This window comes from Salinisphaera sp. C84B14, assembly GCF_040361435.1.
Taxonomy (GTDB): Bacteria; Pseudomonadota; Gammaproteobacteria; order Nevskiales; family Salinisphaeraceae; genus Salinisphaera.
Genome location: NZ_APNL01000022.1, coordinates 1 through 16,314, shown reverse-complemented (window position 1 = coordinate 16,314; position 16,314 = coordinate 1). Strand labels below are relative to the sequence as shown.

The following is a 16,314-nucleotide window of genomic DNA, read 5'->3' as shown; positions in this document are numbered from 1 at the left end:
CCCGTACACCAAGTGCCAGACGACCTCTCAGGGCGTTGTGGAATCTGCGTTGGCCTTGAACGCTGCCCAGCCCCCGTGCTGCGAGATATCGGGCCACCCATGTTCGTCGATCGTGGCCTGCGGGCATAGCATGGCCGTGATCGTCTCGCCGCTGTCCATCTCGACAGTGGATTGCACGAGATCGGGCGGCTCGCTGGCAAGCAGCGTGTCGAACTGAGCATCGCTCAGGGCATAAATCTCGCCGAGAATGGCGATGCCCTGCTCATCTGCCTGTGCGAGCCGAATCGCCGGATGCCATCCTTCGTTCGCATCGTGCAGCCGATAGTGTGGCGCGGTCTTGGCGGCCTTCACAAGGCGCGCCTGACCAAGCGTGTGGTGATCCGGTTGCCCCGACAGCGCCGAGCCGCAGATAAAAAAAAGCGTGTCGTTCTGCGTCATCTCTCTTTCCATGGATAAACCGTTTCGTTTTCCGCGCGACAAGATGCCGGCGGTAAGAAACTCAAGCCGGCCGAACGCGAACCCGTCGATCGTCGAAGCGATCGATTGGCGATCGACAAAAGGCAGAAAGCGCCGCTTCGTGAAGACGAAATCATTCGATACAAAGGCGGCAACTGGATACCGTTTTATCGTCAGGCACGCGACGCTCGCTCGATCTTGGCAAGGTTCTCGCTTTGTTTACACGCAAGATGCTTACCAAGGAGTTTGAATGTCCGCGTCCTATACCACCGCGGTTCACCGTATCGCGACCGCCGGCCCCGCTGATACGCGCGGGTTGGAACGCATGATCGATAAGGCGGAAATCGACCCGCAGCGGATCGTTGCGATCTTCGGCAAGACCGAAGGCAATGGCTGTGTAAACGATTTCACCCGTGGCTATGCCACGCAAAGCCTGCGCCAACTGCTCGCCGGGCATATCGGTGCGGCGGCCAATGAGATCGCCATGGTGATGTCCGGGGGCACGGAAGGCGTGCTGACCCCGCATATCACCGTGATTACGCGCACGCCGAGCGCATCGCCGCCGGCCGCCGACGGCGCAAAAGCGCTGGCGGTAGGCATTGCCCGCACCCCGACGATCGCCCCGGCCGCGCTTGGGCGCATGGCCCAGGTCGATGCCGTGGCCGCGGCGGTCAACGATGCCCGTCGCCAGGCCGGTATCGAGGCCTCCTCCGATGTTCACTATGTGCAGATCAAGTGCCCGCTGCTGACCAGCGCGCGGATCGCGAAAGCCGAAGCCGCCGGCGGCGTGCCGGTGACCACCGATACCTACAAGTCCATGGGCTATTCCCGGGGCGCGAGCGCGCTCGGTGCCGCGCTTGCACTCGGCGAGATCGAAGCGGACACGCTTGCCGATGATCACGTACTGAAAGCCATGGATCGCTTCAGCCGGGTTGCCTCCGCTTCTGCCGGCAGCGAACTGAACTATTGTGAAGTGATCGTGTTCGGTAACAGTGCGACCGCTACCGGCGATCTCTATGCCGCACACGGCGTCATGAACGACGCCATCGACGCGCGAGCCGTCGGCCTGGCTATCGGCGGCGAAAACGCCGATCATCGGCTCGTCCAGGTCTTCGCCAAGGCCGAAGCCGATCCGAGCGGTCAGGTCCGTGGGCGCCGACATACGATGATCGACGACTCCGATATCAACCATACCCGGCATGCGCGGGCGGTCGTCGGCGGCGTGATCGCTTCCATCGCTGGTGATCCCATGATCTATGTCTCCGGCGGCGCCGAGCACCAGGGGCCGGCCGGGGGCGGTGTCGTTGCGGCGATCCTGTCTCGCTAGAGACGGTTAGCGCGGTAGCGGCTTGAAGTGCGGCTTCTCTTGTACGCAGGTGTTCGACGACGTCTGCGTGCAAGGCGCGCTGCAAGACAGTAGATAATCGCGGCGTCTTCGACTACATGGCACACGCTCACGCGACCCGAAGCCTCTTATATGGAGGCCGCTGGCGCAGGGCCACGATCCGTAGAATTCGCCCCTGATTCTGATTTGTCGAGGGTCGATTATGCGCACGGATCGCTCGGCAGTTGCTAGATCGCCGGCCATAGGGCACGTCCGCCGGTTTGCGTGGCACGACGTGCACGAAATCGCCAGTCATGTTGGGCGTATCGCGCCTGAAGCCTGGGTTGTAATCGACTGCCAGATTATCTGCATGATCATTGCTGCATGAACGGCGACAAATATTCTTTCGAAGCCTCGCCTATCGCAGCACCGACACGGGCGCACCATGCCGGCGCAGCTGCACTGTAGGCGCGCATTGGCGAGCCGCCGGTACGCATCGCATACTTGCGCCTTTAACTCATGTGGATGACGTTTCATGCCTCGAATCCAGACGATTGCCGTGTTCTGCGGCTCCAATACCGGCCGTGGCGATCGTTATGCCGACGGCGCCGCTGCGCTCGGCAGCGCGATCGCGCAAGCCGGTCTGGGTATCGTCTATGGCGGTACGCACAAGGGGTTGATGGGCGTACTCGCCGATGCGGTAATCGACGGCGGCGGGCACGCGCACGGCGTGATCACCCAGCGGCTGCACGACAAGGGCCACAGCCATCCACGCTTGCATGAAAGCGAAATCGTGGATTCCATGCGTCAACGCAAGGCGCGCATGGCGCAGGTCGCCGATGCCTTCATCGCCCTACCGGGCGGTATCGGCACGCTCGAGGAATTCATGGAAGTCTGGACGCTCAATCAGCTTGGCGAGATCGACAAACCGGCCGGTCTCTATAACATCGCCGGCTTCTATAACCCGCTCATGGCGCTGATCGACCACATGATTGCCGAATCATTCCTGCCTGCCGCACATCGCGACTCCATCGTCGTCGACGGCGACCCGGATTCGTTGATCACCGGATTGCGGGAATTCGAGCCGGTCACGGTTTCGAAATGGCTCTAATCAAGATCTGTTGACAGCGGCGTTGTTGCTTCTAGGCGCTACGCCAAGGGTCTGCTGTCGACCCGACTAGAGCCCGCCATCAAGGAGTGGCCCCATCCAAAGGGGAGCAAGCCAGGCGAATCGATCGTTACGCTGTCCGCTTCTGGCCGGCTGTGGACGCGTCTAAACCTGATGATCCAGCTCCTGTTCTTCCGGCCTGCTGGTTTGCGTCGTTCACTGCTTCATGGCATCCAGTGCGCCGACCACCTGGTTGGCAAAGCGCGCTGCGGCAACGGACAGACTGCGGCCCTTGAGTTGGGCACAGACCATGGGGGCGGCCGATATATCGCGTTCGTCGATACGCCGTGCCACGACGCGCGGGTCGGTCTGGGCGTCGGGTGTGCCGATAGCAACCTGAAAACCAATATTCGCGGTATGGGCTATCAGCCCCCGCATCATTTCGAACGAGTCGGTTTCCACTGCGATGGTGGCCGGCACGGAGCGGGCATTGAGTACGGCATCGATGAGTGCGCGGGTTGCCAGCGTCGCGCGCGGGAGTACGAGCGGATAACTCAGGCAGTCGCCAAAGCGTAACGATTGGGCTGCCGCGAGCGGGTGGTCGATATCCATCATCGCCATGACCGGCTGGGCGACGACCACGAGCGGGAGTAACTCCGCGGTGCGCAGCGGCGAGATGACCAGGGCAAGATCGGCTTCGAACGCGGTGAGCGCACGCATGGCTTCGCCGCGATCGGTGATACGCACGTTGAAGGTCACGCCGGGATGGTTCTGTTGGAACGTACGCACTTGCTGTGAAAGAAAACTCACGGCCACCGCTTGGCTGGCCACGATTTCGACGTGCCCCCGCTTGAGCCCTTTCAGACTCTCGATTTCGGACTGCATCCGATCGAGGTCGGCCAGATGGCGGCGAACATAGCCCAGAAATATTTCGCCAGCAGCGAGCAGGCGCATGCCGCGCGCATGGCGTTCGAACAGCGGCGTGCCGAGTTCTTTCTCGAGATCGTGGATACGCCTGTCCAGCGCGGACGGCGTGATATAGAGCTGCTCGGCCGCACGCCGAATCGAGCCCGCGCGAACCACGGCGTCCATATAGCGAAAGTATCGAAAATGCTTCATCGGCGTCGGTCGGTTGGTAAAAGCATGGTGGGGTAATCCCTTGGCAAGGAAGAACCATGCCAAGCGTTGACTTTTAGGCAACGCTGAACCGGAAAGAAAGCAATAGTCGGCGACGGTGTCGCCTGCGAGGCTGTGCCCATCGCTTATCGACGGTATAGACCTTGGCCGATATTCCCCGCCAACCGGTGCATGCGCAGGCCACTCCGGCTCGGCCGCGAGACGAACTCGGCGTATCGCTGGTACGCCCGTCGCGACCGGCGCGGCCCCTGCCACTTGCAGAAGCCGCCCCCGAACCGATCACGATCGATGCGGCCCGTACCGCGCTCGTCGTGGTCGATATGCAGAACGATTTCTGTCACGACCAGGGCTGGTTCGCGACCCGCGGGGTAGATATCGGTGCGATTCAGGCTGTCGTGCCCCACGTGCGCCGTACGATCGATGCCGCGCACGACCATGGCATGCCCGTGATCTTTCTCAACTGGGGCATTCGTGCCGATGCGCTGGAAATGAGCGTCGGCCAGCTCGCCTTCGGGCGACTGTTTGGCCGTGCCACGGGCTACGCCGAAGCGTATCGCGCTGCCGGCGAGCCCGCGCTCGTGACCGGCACCTGGGGCGCGGCCACCATCGATGCACTCGCGCCGCAGCCGCGCGACATCGTGGTGCACAAGAATCGTTTCAGCGGGTTTTGGCATAACGAGCTGGATGCCGTATTGCGCCGTCTGGATGTCACGACGCTGTGTTTTGCCGGCGTGAACACCGACCGCTGTGTGCTCGCGAGCCTGCAGGACGCCACGTTTGCCGGCTACGACGCCGTGCTTATCGACGATGCCACGGCCACGCCCTCTTCCGCCATCGTGCGCGAGGCCGCCTGCACGATCGTGCGCCAGATCTACGGTTTTACCACCACCGTCGACGCTTTCGTCGATGCCCACTGATTTCGTCATTCCGAGGATTGCCGTCATGGTTCCGATATCCGTTTCGAAACGCCTTGTCCCCCTGCTCGCCGCAGCGTTCGCGGTGCTTACGATCGCTACCAGCGTCCAGGCCGCCACGCCGATCCGCATGGTGCTGAACTGGAAATACGAAGGGCCGCAGGCCTGGTTCTTTCTTGCCAAGCAGCGCGGCTATTTCGCCGATCAGGGGCTCGACGTGACGATCGACCAGGGCTCGGGATCGAGCGCGGCGGTATCGCAGGTTGCCACCGGCGCGTACGACGTGGGCTTCGGTGATGTGAACACGCTGATCGAGTTCGTCGCCAAAAGCCCGGACGATCACCCGTATGCGGTCTACCAGATCTACAACCAGCCGCCGTTTACGATCGCGGTCAACGCCGATAGCGATATCGAAAAACCGGCCGATCTGGAAGGCAAGACGATCGCCGGGCCCGCGAACGACGGCGCGCTGAAGCTTTTTCCAGCGTTTGCCAAGATTGCCGATGTCGATGCCTCCAAGGTCGATATCCTCAATATTGAGCCACGCCTGCGCGAACAAATGCTCATTCGCGAGCGTGTCGACGGCGTGTTCGGTTATGTGAACACGATCCGGTTCTCGGCCATGCTCGCGGGTATCGATGCCAACGAGGATTTTCGTTTCATCCGCTACGGCGATTACGGGATGGATCTGTATTCCAACGCCATTCTCGTGTCCTCCGACCTCGTCGAGAACAATCCGAAAGCCGTGCGCGGGCTGGTCGCCGCGATCAACCACGCGATCGCCGATACGCTGGCCGATATCGATACCGGTATCGATGCGGTGATGCAGCGCGAGCCGCTGCTCAACCGCGACGTGGAAACCCAGCGCCTGCTGGCCACCCTGCGCGACGAGATCGCGTTCGACAATATCGGCGAGCTAGGCCTGGGCAATATCGACCGCGAGCGGTTCGCCAAAGCCATCGATATCGTCGTCGATGCCAAGGATCTCAAGCGTACGCCGAGCGCGGACGAGATCTTCGATACGCGTTTTCTGCCGCCTGAGGCGGATCGTATCCACGCCCTCGATTACGAAACGCCCTAGACCAATCGCGCATCGCCGCGCGTTTCGAACCAGAAACGCCCAGTGACCGGGCCCCGATTCTTGCATGCGGGGTGCGCGTGTCCGCTATCCGCTGTCACGAACGAACAAGACATCAAAATATGAACCTGGAACTCGAGAACAAGATCGTCGCCCTGACCGGGCCGGCCAAGGGCATGGGCGAGGTCATCACGCGTGCCTTCGCCGCGCAGGGCGCGCGCCTGGTACTGCTCGCCCGCGATACGACGCCCGTCGAACGTCTGGCCAAAGAACTTCGTACGTGCGGTAGCGAATCCTTCGTTGCCAGCTGCGATATCACCGATCCCGAGGCGGCCGAGGCCGCTGTTCAGGCCGGGATCGGCCACTATGGCAAGGCAATCGATGTGCTCGTCAATATCGCCGGCGGCTCGGGCCCGATCGGCAAGACCGGCACCGAAACCACGGCTGAGGAATTTCGCCAGATCGTGGATCTGAACATGACCGGTTGTTTCAACACCATCCATGCGGTGGCGCCGGGCATGATCGCGCAGAAAGCCGGTCGCATCGTCAACGTCGGCGGCACATTCGGGATGCGCGGGCGCGCCGGGCGCATGGCCTATTCCGCCTCCAAATGGGGGCTGCGCGGTATCACCAAAAGCTTCGCGCTGGAGCTGGGCGGCCACAACATCAACGTGAACACCGTTGCCCCCGGCATGGTCGACGGCCCCCGTTTTCGCGACAAGGTCTGTGCCGATATCGCCGCGCGGGAAGGCATCAGCCTGGAAGACGCGGCCGCCCGCCATGCCGCCGATTATGCGCTTGCACGCGTGTCCACGAGCGCGGACGTCGCCGATGCCTGTCTGTTTCTCGCCAGTGCCCGCGCACGCCAGATCACCGGCGTGGATCTGCCCGTGGATGGCGGCTGGGCCGCGCTCTAAGGAGTATCAGCATGAACAAACCACAATCCGTCGATCTCGTCATTCACGGCGGCACGATCGTTTCCGATACGCACCAGTTCGCGGCAAGCGTGGCGATCGACAACGGCCTGATCGTGGCGGTCGGCGCCGACCACACCATGCCGGCCGCGACCGAACGCTTCGATGCGAGTGGCCTGCATCTTCTGCCCGGCGCGATCGACGTACACGTACATTTTCGCGACCCCGGCTACGACTACAAGGAAACCTGGGAAAGCGGCACGGCCGCGGCCGCGATGGGCGGCACGACCACCGTGTTCGAAATGCCCAATACCCACCCACCGACAGCCGACCCCGAGGCCGTCGCCGACAAACTCGAGCGTGCCCACAGCAATGCCTACGTGGATTTCGGCGTGTACGGCCTGCTCGCCGAGAACAACGTCGACCAGCTCGAAGCGCTCGCCGAAGCCGGCGTGATTGGCTACAAATGTTTCATGGGCAATACCTTCGGGAACCTGCCCTCGCCTTCGACCGGCGCGATGCTGGAGGCGTTCGAACGTATCGCGCGGCTTGGGCTGCGTACGTCGCTGCATGCCGAAACCGCCTCGATCATGGCCTGGCGCTATGAACGCCTGAAAGCGGCGCAGCGCAATGATGCACTGGCTCACGTCGCCGCGCGGCCTTCGGTGGTCGCGGTCGAGGCGGTTGCGCGCGCTGCTGTTCTTTCTGAATGGTCCGGCGCGCGGATTCATGTATTACATGTCTCGTCGGGAGCCGAGCTGCGTCCGCTGGCCGAAGCCAAGGCGCGCGGCGTGGATATCACCGCCGAGACCTGCCCGCATTATCTGCGCTTCAATACCGGCGACTATGCGCGCCTGGGCAGCGTGATCCGCGTGAACCCGCCGGTCCGCGAGGCTCACGACAGCGACGCCCTCTGGCGCGGGTTGGCCGACGGCACGCTGGACATGATCGCCACCGACCATGCGCCGCACTTGCCCGAAGAAAAACACAACGACGTGATCTGGGATGCCGACTGCGGTTTCCCCGGCGTCGAGACCCAGATGTCGCTGATGCTGGATTCGGTCAACGCCGGCCAGCTGTCGCTGTGCGACTACGTGCGCATTTCGTCGGTCGCGCCGGCCCGAGCCTGGGGCTTGCACCCGGCCAAGGGCCGGATCGGCGTCGGCGCGGATGCCGATATCGCCCTCGTGGACATGGCGCGTGCCGAAACCATCGACCAGAACATGCTGCACTCGGTGAATGCACGCATCTCACCTTTCCACGGCATGCGGGTGACCGGGGTGCCGGTGCATACGCTGGTAGGCGGGCGATTCGTCATGCGCGATCGCCGGCTCGTGGCCGAAGCCCGCGGCCAGGGTCGCAACGTCAAGCGCATCCAAAACATGCCCGCTGCCGATGTCCGCAACGCCGATCGTACGCTCGCCGCCGAACTCGCGCGCGCACCGGGGGCGGCGTCATGAACACGGCTGAACAGACAAGACCCGGCCGCTTCGACAACGCTGCGATCGTGCTCGAAGACACGGCGGTAACCTATGGCCACGGCGCGCATGCCACGCGCGCGCTGACCACGACATCGCTCTCGCTGCGCGACGGCGAATTCGTCGCACTCGTGGGCCCATCCGGCTGTGGCAAGTCGACCATTCTCAAACTTGCGGCCGGGCTACTGCCGGCCTCCGAGGGGTATGTATTCGTCGGCGGACGCGAGATCTCGGCCCGCGCCGCACGCGTGGGTATCGCGTTTCAGAACGCCACGATGCTGCCGTGGCTGAGCGTGCGTGACAACATCATGCTGCCGCTCAAGATCGTGTCTCCCTTCAAGGGCGATTACCGAGCCAAGAAGAACGGTGACTATCGCGCACGTGCCGACGCCCTGCTCGCCCAGGTCGGGCTGACCGGTTTCGGCGACAAATTCCCCTGGCAGCTTTCCGGCGGCATGTTGCAACGCGCCTCGTTGTGTCGCGCGCTCATTCACGAACCCCGGGTGTTGTTGCTCGACGAGCCCTTTGGCGCGCTCGATCAGTTCACCCGCGAAGAACTGTGGGGCATCCTGCAAAACCTCTGGATGGACAAGAAACCCACGGTGCTGCTGGTCACCCACGACCTGCGCGAGGCCGCTTATCTGGCGTCGCGGATATGCATCATGAGCCCGCGACCGGGGCGTATCGTCGAAGACCGGGCGGTCGAATTCGCCCGGCCGCGCACCGTCGATCGAACCTACGACAACGATTTCGTCGAGCTCATGCAGAGCCTGCGTGCCAAGATCACCCACGACGGCCCGAATGCCGTGGGGAGCACGGCAGCATGAACACGACTCTGTTCGGCCCCCGGGCCCGTCAGCGTGCGGCATCGCTGGCATTCATCGTCGGCTTCTTTCTGCTCTGGGAAGCGGCCTGCGTTGTTTTTTCGATCTCGCCGTTCGTGCTGCCGCGCCCGAGCGCGGTACTGGTTACGCTCGTCGAGCGTTTTCCGGCACTCATGCCACATATCATTCAGACGTTGATGACCACGATGGTCGGCTTCGCCGCCGGCGTGCTCACCGGCGTGATTCTCGGCGCCGTGGTCGGGTCATCCCGAATCGCCTACGACACGGCCTATCCGCTGCTGGTCGGATTCTCCTCGATCCCGAAGGTCGCCGTGGTACCGATCTTCGTGCTCTGGTTCGGCAGCGGCACGGTGCCGGCGATTCTCACCTCGTACGTGATCTGTATCTTTCCGATCGTGGTCAATGTGGCGACCGGGCTGGCCACGACCTCGCCGGAACAACAGGACGTGCTCAAGGCACTCGGCGCCAGCCGCCGCGAGATTCTGTTCAATATCAGCCTGCCGAGTGCGATGCCGTATCTGTTCGCCGCGCTCAAGGTGGCGATCACACTGGCCTTTGTCGGCACGGTGCTCTCCGAGACGGTGGCCGCCAATCGCGGTATTGGCAACGTGATGATGATCGCGACTTCCAATTTCGATGTGCCGCTGGTGTTCGCCGGCCTATTCCTACTCGCGGTGATGGGCGTAGTGCTCTATGGCCTGTTTTCGCTGCTCGAACGCCGTATCTGCGGCTGGGCATCGCGCGGCGCCGACACGCCGCTGGCCTGATTTTCGCTTACCAAGGAGCTGCTATGACAAACCGTTTACTACCTACACTCACCGGCGCGGCCATGCTTGCGGCAACGCTGGTTGGCGCGACGGCTTTCGCGGCCGAGAAGCTGCCGGTTCGTTTTACCCTGGACTGGAAGATCCAGGGCGTGCATGCCCCGTTCTATCTCGCGCAGCAGCGCGGCTATTTCGCCGATAACGGTCTGGATGTGACCATCGACCAGGGCGAAGGCTCGGCGGCCACGGTCAGTCGTGTGTTATCGGGCACGTATGACGCCGGTTTCGGGGACATGAACGCGATCATTCAAACCGCGGCCAAAACACCCGATACCGCGCCGGTGATGGTGTATCAGATCTACAACCAGCCGCCGTTCGCGGTGCTGACCAAGGCCGATAGCCCGATCCAGTCGGTGGCCGATTTTCCCGGCCATACCTTTGGCGGGCCGGCCGGCAGCGCGGCGACCAAGCTGTTTCCGGCCATGCTCGACGCTTCGGATATCAATGCCGATTCGGTCCATATCACCAACGTCGCGCCGCAGTTGCAGGAACAGTTGCTTAATCGTGGTGACGTCGACGCCTCGCTGGTGTTCAACGTCACCAGTTATATGAATCTCGTGTCCCAAGGCAAGGATCCGGACGCCGATTACCGCTGGTTTGCGTATGGCGATAACGGGCTGAATATCTATTCCAACGGCGTGATGGTCTCGCAGGCCATGATCGCCGACCACCCCGGCGCGGTCGAAGGGCTGGTCACGGCGATCAACCATGCCATGCAGGCCATCATCGCAGACCCGCAAGCCGGTATCGATGCGGTCAAGGCCCGCGAGGCGTTTATCGACGCCAGCGCCGAGCGCAAGCGCCTGGATTTCGCTATGACGCGTCTGATTGTTTCCGATGAAAGCCGCGCGATCGGTATCGGCGATGTCGATAAGCAGAGGCTGTCGAAATCCATCGACACGATCGTCGATCTCTACGATCTCGAGCGTACGCCCAGTGCCGACCAGGTGTTTACCGATCGCTTCTTGCCGCCGCGCGATCAGCGCCTGCCCTAGTTCATGCCCGCAGTCACAGCCCACAAGGCCTTGTTCGGGCCCGCGTGCGAAAGCGACGGGCCTGTGCGCATCGACCACGAGCATGGGCGCATCACCGCGATCGAGACGCTGGCCAGCCTGCCCGAGGGTCCGCGGCGGCTGGCCATGCCGTGCTTCGCCAATGCACACGATCATGGTCGACCGCTGCCGACGCTCGCCTTCGGCGCGCTCGACCAGCCACTCGAAACCTGGCTGCTGCGCTTGGCGGTCGCGCCCTCGATCGACCCCTATCTCGCCGCCTGCGCCAGCTTCGGTCGAGCGGCACTTGGCGGCTCGGGCGCAGTGATGATGCACTGCACGCGCGCCCAAGGACTCACCGACCTTCCCACCGAAGTGGCAGAAGTTGCCCGTGCGGCGGATACCGTCGGTATTCGGGCGGCGTTCGCGGTCGGCCTGCGCGATCGCAATCCGCTGCTCTATGGCGATGACAGGTTAGTTCGTGAATCGATGGATATTGAAACCCGTCGTGTTGCCGATCGTTATTTTCGTATCCCGACGCAGTCGATAGAGGCGATGCTGAAAAGCGTCGATGCCTGCGCCCAGGCCGTGGCCGATCGTGGGCTGGACGTGCAGTACGGGCCGACCGGCGTACAGTGGTGTTCGGATGCGCTGCTCGCAGCGATCGCCCAGGCCAGCGCCGACACCAACCGGCGGGTGCATATGCATCTGCTTGAGACGCGCTATCAGCGCGACTGGGCCGATTGGCATTACCCGAACGGCATCGTCCGCCATCTGGCCGATATCGGCCTGCTCGGCCCGCGGCTGACCCTTGCCCACTGTGTCTGGGCACGCGACGACGAGCTCGATCTCATCGCCGAATCGGGCGCGACGATCGCGGTCAATACCAGCTCGAACCTGACCTTGCGGTCCGGTATCGCGCCGCTGCGGCGAATGCTCGATGCCGGCTGCCGGGTCGCACTCGGACTGGACGGGTCAACGCTCGACCAGGACGACGATGCGATCCGCGAGATGCGGCTTACCCGGTTGCTGCACGCCGATCGAGGCTTCGAAGACTGGAACGGTGATGAAGCCATGCTGCGTAGCGCCTTGGGTCATGGCCGGCACTGTGTCGGCGCGCCCGGCAGCGGCATGCTTGCAATTGGCGAGCCCGCCGACTGGCTGCTGCTGGATCTGGACGCCATGCAGAAGTACTGCCTGGTCGACAATCCGCTGTCGAGCCTACTCTTTGCCCGCACGCGGGCCGCCGAGATCAAGGAGCTATGGGTAGCAGGACAGCCCGTGGTACGCGACGGCTGTCTAGCGAATCTGGATCTCGACCTGATCCACGCCGAGCTGATCGAACAGTATCGGCGCCACTGGCACGATCGCCGCGATTTACAGAACGCTTGGCCGTCGATCGAAAATCATCTGCGCCGCTGGTATCAGCAGGCAGGCTGTTGCTAGTGGGGAACCGCAACGACGACCGCTTCGCGTTCAGCGAAATGACCGGCTGATGATTGGGGGATATTTGGGGCATGCCGGGTCACGCATAGTCGAACCATGTCGTAACCTGCTGGTCGTAACGTGCTGTTTTAGCGCGTAATCGACTGTTTTTAATGGTGCCGTCGGAGGGACTTGAACCCCCACAGCCTTTCGGCTACTAGGACCTAAACCTAGCGTGTCTACCAATTCCACCACGACGGCGCGCCGGCTATGCTAACCGATCCCGGCCGCGCACGCAGCCCCGCCCCCGCACAAGGCGGGCAGCGGTACGGCCGAGGTACGGCGATCGCGCGATAAAGGGATGCGTTCATCCGTCGAGCACCGATGACTCGACATGGTGCTCGACATCGAGTTCCTTGTTCACGCTGTAGTCCACCGGGCAGTCAATCAGCACGACGCCGCCCTGTTCGTAGGCTTGTTCGAGCACATCGTGAAGCGAGTCCTCCGGGCCAAGACGCACGCCGCTGGCCCCGTATGCCTGTGCATAGGCAACGAAGTCCGGATTGCCGAAGCCCATGCCGAAATCCTCGAAGCCGGCCCCGGCCTGTTTCCAGCTGATGAAGCCATAGCCGTCGTCGCGTACCAGGAGCACGACCAGATCAAGGCCGAGGCGCACCGCGGTTTCCATGTCCTGGCTGTTCATCATGAAGCCGCCGTCGCCACAGATTGCCAGCACGCGACGGTCCGGGTGCACCATCTTGGCGGCCATGGCCGCCGCCAGGCCGGCGCCCATACTGGCCAGCGCGTTGTCGAGCAGTACCGTGTTGTGTTCAAACGCCGGATACATGCGCGCGAACCATATCTTGTAGATCCCGTTATCCAGGCTGATGATGTCGCGGCGCCCCATCACCTGACGTACTTCGCGAGCCAGGCGTTGCGGCGTGGGCGGATAGCTGTCTGCCGGTTCACTTTCATGCAGCAGCGTGTCGACATACGCGCGTAGCCGCGCCAGACGGCGGGTGTCGAAGCGGGTGCCCTCGAGGCGGGCGCGCAGGGTCTGCAGCGTATTGGAGATATCGCCCAGCACCTCGTGCGACGGGCTATAATACTCGTCCGGCTCGGCCGGCACGAAGTCGATATGCAGAATGTCCTTGCTCTTGTCGGCGTTCCAGACCGACGGCGGATACTCGACCACGTCATAGCCGAGGGTTATGACCAGGTCGGCCTCGTCGATGGCACTGTGCACGTAGTCGTGCTTGTGAATACCCATGCAGAACAGGCTCTGCGGATGATCGTCCGCCAGTACGCCCTTGCCCATCTGGGTGCCGATGGCAAACAGGCCGGTTGCCTCGACAAACGCCTGGAGCTGTTCGGTGATGCGTTTTCGGTTCGCTCCGGCCGAGTAGATGATGATGGGCTGGCGCGCCGCTCGAATCATTTCCGCGGCCTGATCGGTGGCCTGTTCGTCGGCGTTGGGGCGACGCAGCGTCACCCGCCGTTGCGGCACGCTCGGTTCGATTTCCTCGCCGGCGATGTCTTCCGGCAATTCCAGATGCACGGCCCCGGGTCGCTCGGCCTCCGCGACCTTGAAGGCATGCCGGACGCAGCGCGGGATCACGCCGCTGTCGGTGATCGAATAGTTCCACTTCGTCAGCGGCTTGAACGTATCGACTACGTCGATGAGCTGGAACTTGCCCTGGCGGTTGTCGCGCAGTGCCTTCTGGCCGGTGATGGCGAACACCGGCATACCGCCAAGCTGGGCATAGGCGATGCCGGTCAGCAGATTCGTGGCGCCGGGCCCCAGCGTGGAAAGACATACGCCGGCACGCCCGGTCAGTCGACCGTAGGTGGCCGCCATGAAGGCGGCATGCTGTTCATGGCGGGTGACGACCAGGTCGATATCGCTGCCGCGCAACGACTCGATCAGATCGAGATTCTCTTCTCCCGGCACGCCAAAAACATACTCCACCCCTTCTTCCTCGAGGCAGCGAACGAACAAATCCGATGCTTTCAAAACGATTCCTTGTGTGGCGTTATCTGTTTCGACTATAGCCCATCGTAACGCGCGTTACCTGCGCAGTCGGTCAGACTCGAGCGCTGTCTCAGTCGCGGTCGGCGGCGACCACGGCGACGGTGAGTCGAGATACGCACAGATGACGGTCCTGGTCATCGAACAGGTCGGTCTGCCATACATGGGTACTGCGCCCCACCCGGATAGGGGTACAACGCGCACGTACCGTACCGCTGGATGCGCCGCGCAGATGGCTTGCGTTGAGCTCGATGCCAACGCATACGAAACGTTCGCGGTCGACACACATATTCGCCGCCACGCTGCCCATGGATTCCGATACCGCGCATGAAATACCGCCGTGAAGAAGTCCGAAGGGCTGGCGCGTGCGTTCGTCGATCTCCAAACGGGCCTCGAGCATATCGTCGCTGAAGTCCGTATAGACCATTCCGAGCCGCGAAATCATGTCGCGATCGTTGACCGCATTCAGTTGCTCCAGACTCATGGGTTCGTGCCAGTATTTCGACATCCGCTGTCTCCTGTTTCATCGGGTCATGTTGCTCGTGCATAGTACAGGCCACACATCTGCAACGAACCAGAGGACAGGCAATGGCCTTCAATACAGAAGACGGTCCCGGCGTGCATGCCGAGGTGCCCAACGAGACCCGCGGCTTCATCTTCAACCACACCATGGTGCGCGTGGTCGACCCCGAGGCCTCGCTGGCTTTCTATACCAAGGTCTTCGGCATGCGTCTGCTACGCAAGGTGGATATGCCGGAAGGCGAATTCACCCTTTATTTTCTGGCCTGTACAGGCGACGACGACGTGCCGGAAGATCAGGATGCGAGAGCGAAGTACGTTAACGGCCGGCAAGGCGTGCTCGAGCTCACCCACAACTGGGGCACCGAGAAAGACCCGCAGGCGCGCTATCACAACGGCAACGAAGAGCCTCAGGGCTATGGCCATATCTGCTTCACCGTGCCGGATCTACAGGCCGCCTGCGAGTGGATGGACGCCAACGGCGTGACGTTCAAGAAACGCCCGTCAGACGGCCGTATGAGCCATATCGCCTTCGTGCTCGACCCCGATGGCTATTGGATCGAACTGGTCGGCCGCAAGTAGGAACGGCGACCCGCAGCTGCCGGCATCGCCGGCAGCTGTACCCAGACCTGTGGGCACACGGCAACGCGGGCTCCAGGCAACAAAAAACCCGCGCTATGGCGGGTTGAATGGTGGGCCGTGCAGGATTCGAACCTGCGACCAATTGATTAAAAGACACCATTCCGATCGTTTTAAACCATCAACTTAAGGTGGATTATTCTAATTCGAGATGCCCCCTAAGTTGCTGATTTTAGGCAACCAGTTGAGGCTGTTTTAGAAGCCCTAGCCCGCCCCCGTTTCCTCGCCCGGTCTGCGCTGTTTGACTCGTCGCAAATGCAAACGCGTTCTACACCGTCGTTTGAACAACCTTCCGCGATCATTGGCTTCTTTGGAGGCATTCTGCACGCTGTACAACTAGAAGTGGAAGTACGGCGGGCTGAGCGTAGCGGAGTTCTCCGGCTTAAGCACCTAGAAGATGGACTCGTCCTGGTCCATTAGGCACGTCTGATTTATGTCAGTGAAGGCTAGCCGCTCAGCATCGCCTTCGGAGACCTCGCCGATTAACTAGGCATTAGGCGACCTCATGAAGAACTCATGTTGAATTTGCCATCCCGAGATAATGTAGCGCTCGTATTAGAATACGCTGCTAAAGGCTATTGGTTGATCGGAATATCTACTTCTGGCCGCTAGCTGTGTAAACCCACCAGGTT

Annotated in this window: 16 protein-coding genes and 1 tRNA gene; 12 read left to right on the top strand and 5 right to left on the bottom strand. The window is 62.2% G+C overall.

Translation table 11 applies throughout. From position 1 onward, the window contains the following. Nucleotides 1-27: 27 nt before the first annotated feature. Nucleotides 28-438 carry an allophanate hydrolase-related protein gene (locus tag C84B14_RS15980; RefSeq protein WP_353225572.1) on the bottom strand — a complete coding sequence of 137 codons (411 nt, stop codon included), beginning with the start codon at nt 436-438 and terminating at the stop codon, nt 28-30. Between the two features lie 10 nt (nt 439-448). Here C84B14_RS15980 and C84B14_RS15975 point away from each other — a divergent pair, with 10 nt between their 5' ends. The 3 genes from C84B14_RS15975 (at nt 449) to C84B14_RS15965 (ending at nt 2,891) form a co-directional block, all read left to right on the top strand. Beyond that, on the top strand, nt 449-706 hold the full coding sequence (locus C84B14_RS15975) for a hypothetical protein (RefSeq protein ID WP_353225570.1): 258 nt from the start codon (nt 449-451) through the stop codon (nt 704-706). Further along, on the top strand, nt 707-1,783 hold the full coding sequence (atzD, locus tag C84B14_RS15970) for a cyanuric acid amidohydrolase (protein WP_353225568.1): 1,077 nt from the start codon (nt 707-709) through the stop codon (nt 1,781-1,783). It begins immediately after the preceding gene. Nucleotides 1,784-2,315: 532 nt separating this feature from the next. Continuing rightward, a complete protein-coding gene (locus C84B14_RS15965; RefSeq protein ID WP_353225566.1) occupies nt 2,316-2,891 on the top strand; it encodes an LOG family protein in 576 nt (191 codons plus the stop codon). Nucleotides 2,892-3,104: 213 nt separating this feature from the next. On the opposite strand, the gene C84B14_RS15960 is transcribed toward C84B14_RS15965, so the two are convergent. Then, nucleotides 3,105-4,007 (bottom strand): LysR family transcriptional regulator, encoded by a 903-nt coding sequence (locus C84B14_RS15960; RefSeq protein WP_353225564.1) that lies wholly within the window; start codon nt 4,005-4,007, stop codon nt 3,105-3,107. Between the two features lie 161 nt (nt 4,008-4,168). On the opposite strand from C84B14_RS15960, the gene C84B14_RS15955 reads away from it, so the two are divergent. From C84B14_RS15955 to C84B14_RS15920, 8 genes are all read left to right on the top strand, one after another. Beyond that, on the top strand, nt 4,169-4,942 hold the full coding sequence (locus C84B14_RS15955; protein WP_353225562.1) for a cysteine hydrolase family protein: 774 nt from the start codon (nt 4,169-4,171) through the stop codon (nt 4,940-4,942). Between the two features lie 25 nt (nt 4,943-4,967). Then, nucleotides 4,968-6,020, top strand: a complete 1,053-nt coding sequence (locus C84B14_RS15950; protein WP_353225560.1) for an ABC transporter substrate-binding protein — start codon at nt 4,968-4,970, stop codon at nt 6,018-6,020. A gap of 119 nt (nt 6,021-6,139) precedes the next feature. Then, nucleotides 6,140-6,934, top strand: coding sequence for an SDR family NAD(P)-dependent oxidoreductase (locus C84B14_RS15945; protein WP_353225558.1), 795 nt, complete (start codon nt 6,140-6,142; stop codon nt 6,932-6,934). Nucleotides 6,935-6,945: 11 nt separating this feature from the next. Continuing rightward, nucleotides 6,946-8,391, top strand: a complete 1,446-nt coding sequence (allB, locus tag C84B14_RS15940) for an allantoinase AllB (RefSeq protein WP_353225556.1) — start codon at nt 6,946-6,948, stop codon at nt 8,389-8,391. Further along, on the top strand, nt 8,388-9,236 hold the full coding sequence (locus C84B14_RS15935) for an ABC transporter ATP-binding protein (protein ID WP_353225554.1): 849 nt from the start codon (nt 8,388-8,390) through the stop codon (nt 9,234-9,236). The genes allB and C84B14_RS15935 overlap by 4 nt, the downstream gene beginning before the upstream one ends. Next, a complete protein-coding gene (locus C84B14_RS15930; RefSeq protein ID WP_353225552.1) occupies nt 9,233-10,021 on the top strand; it encodes an ABC transporter permease in 789 nt (262 codons plus the stop codon). Before C84B14_RS15935 ends, C84B14_RS15930 begins: the two co-directional genes overlap by 4 nt. Nucleotides 10,022-10,044: 23 nt before the next feature. Further along, on the top strand, nt 10,045-11,073 hold the full coding sequence (locus C84B14_RS15925) for an ABC transporter substrate-binding protein (RefSeq protein ID WP_353225550.1): 1,029 nt from the start codon (nt 10,045-10,047) through the stop codon (nt 11,071-11,073). Nucleotides 11,074-11,076: 3 nt separating this feature from the next. Next, the gene (locus C84B14_RS15920) at nt 11,077-12,516 is read left to right on the top strand and encodes an amidohydrolase family protein (protein WP_353225548.1); all 1,440 of its coding nucleotides are present in this window, start codon (nt 11,077-11,079) and stop codon (nt 12,514-12,516) included. Nucleotides 12,517-12,669: 153 nt separating this feature from the next. On the opposite strand, the gene C84B14_RS15915 is transcribed toward C84B14_RS15920, so the two are convergent. From C84B14_RS15915 to C84B14_RS15905, 3 genes are all read right to left on the bottom strand, one after another. Beyond that, nucleotides 12,670-12,756, bottom strand: a tRNA-Leu gene (locus C84B14_RS15915). Between the two features lie 106 nt (nt 12,757-12,862). Further along, a complete protein-coding gene (locus tag C84B14_RS15910; RefSeq protein WP_353225546.1) occupies nt 12,863-14,509 on the bottom strand; it encodes an acetolactate synthase large subunit in 1,647 nt (548 codons plus the stop codon). An 88-nt stretch (nt 14,510-14,597) separates the two neighbouring features. After that, nucleotides 14,598-15,008, bottom strand: a complete 411-nt coding sequence (locus C84B14_RS15905) for a hotdog fold thioesterase (RefSeq protein WP_353225544.1) — start codon at nt 15,006-15,008, stop codon at nt 14,598-14,600. Nucleotides 15,009-15,112: 104 nt separating this feature from the next. Between C84B14_RS15905 and gloA the strand changes: the two genes are divergently transcribed. Next, a complete protein-coding gene (gene gloA, locus C84B14_RS15900; protein WP_348765516.1) occupies nt 15,113-15,625 on the top strand; it encodes a lactoylglutathione lyase in 513 nt (170 codons plus the stop codon). Nucleotides 15,626-16,314: the final 689 nt, after the last annotated feature.

Bases quoted from the DNA above. Each gene is read 5' to 3' on its own strand.
- C84B14_RS15975 (WP_353225570.1), top strand. From the start codon at position 449: ATGGATAAACCGTTTCGTTTTCCGCGCGACAAGATGCCGGCGGTAAGA.
- C84B14_RS15950 (WP_353225560.1), top strand. From the start codon at position 4,968: ATGGTTCCGATATCCGTTTCGAAACGCCTTGTCCCCCTGCTCGCCGCA.
- C84B14_RS15960 (WP_353225564.1), bottom strand. From the start codon at position 4,007: ATGAAGCATTTTCGATACTTTCGCTATATGGACGCCGTGGTTCGCGCG.
- gloA (WP_348765516.1), top strand. From the start codon at position 15,113: ATGGCCTTCAATACAGAAGACGGTCCCGGCGTGCATGCCGAGGTGCCC.
- C84B14_RS15930 (WP_353225552.1), top strand. From the start codon at position 9,233: ATGAACACGACTCTGTTCGGCCCCCGGGCCCGTCAGCGTGCGGCATCG.
- allB (WP_353225556.1), top strand. From the start codon at position 6,946: ATGAACAAACCACAATCCGTCGATCTCGTCATTCACGGCGGCACGATC.
- C84B14_RS15965 (WP_353225566.1), top strand. From the start codon at position 2,316: ATGCCTCGAATCCAGACGATTGCCGTGTTCTGCGGCTCCAATACCGGC.
- C84B14_RS15980 (WP_353225572.1), bottom strand. From the start codon at position 438: ATGACGCAGAACGACACGCTTTTTTTTATCTGCGGCTCGGCGCTGTCG.
- C84B14_RS15925 (WP_353225550.1), top strand. From the start codon at position 10,045: ATGACAAACCGTTTACTACCTACACTCACCGGCGCGGCCATGCTTGCG.
- C84B14_RS15905 (WP_353225544.1), bottom strand. From the start codon at position 15,008: ATGAGTCTGGAGCAACTGAATGCGGTCAACGATCGCGACATGATTTCG.
- C84B14_RS15945 (WP_353225558.1), top strand. From the start codon at position 6,140: ATGAACCTGGAACTCGAGAACAAGATCGTCGCCCTGACCGGGCCGGCC.
- atzD (WP_353225568.1), top strand. From the start codon at position 707: ATGTCCGCGTCCTATACCACCGCGGTTCACCGTATCGCGACCGCCGGC.
- C84B14_RS15920 (WP_353225548.1), top strand. From the start codon at position 11,077: ATGCCCGCAGTCACAGCCCACAAGGCCTTGTTCGGGCCCGCGTGCGAA.
- C84B14_RS15935 (WP_353225554.1), top strand. From the start codon at position 8,388: ATGAACACGGCTGAACAGACAAGACCCGGCCGCTTCGACAACGCTGCG.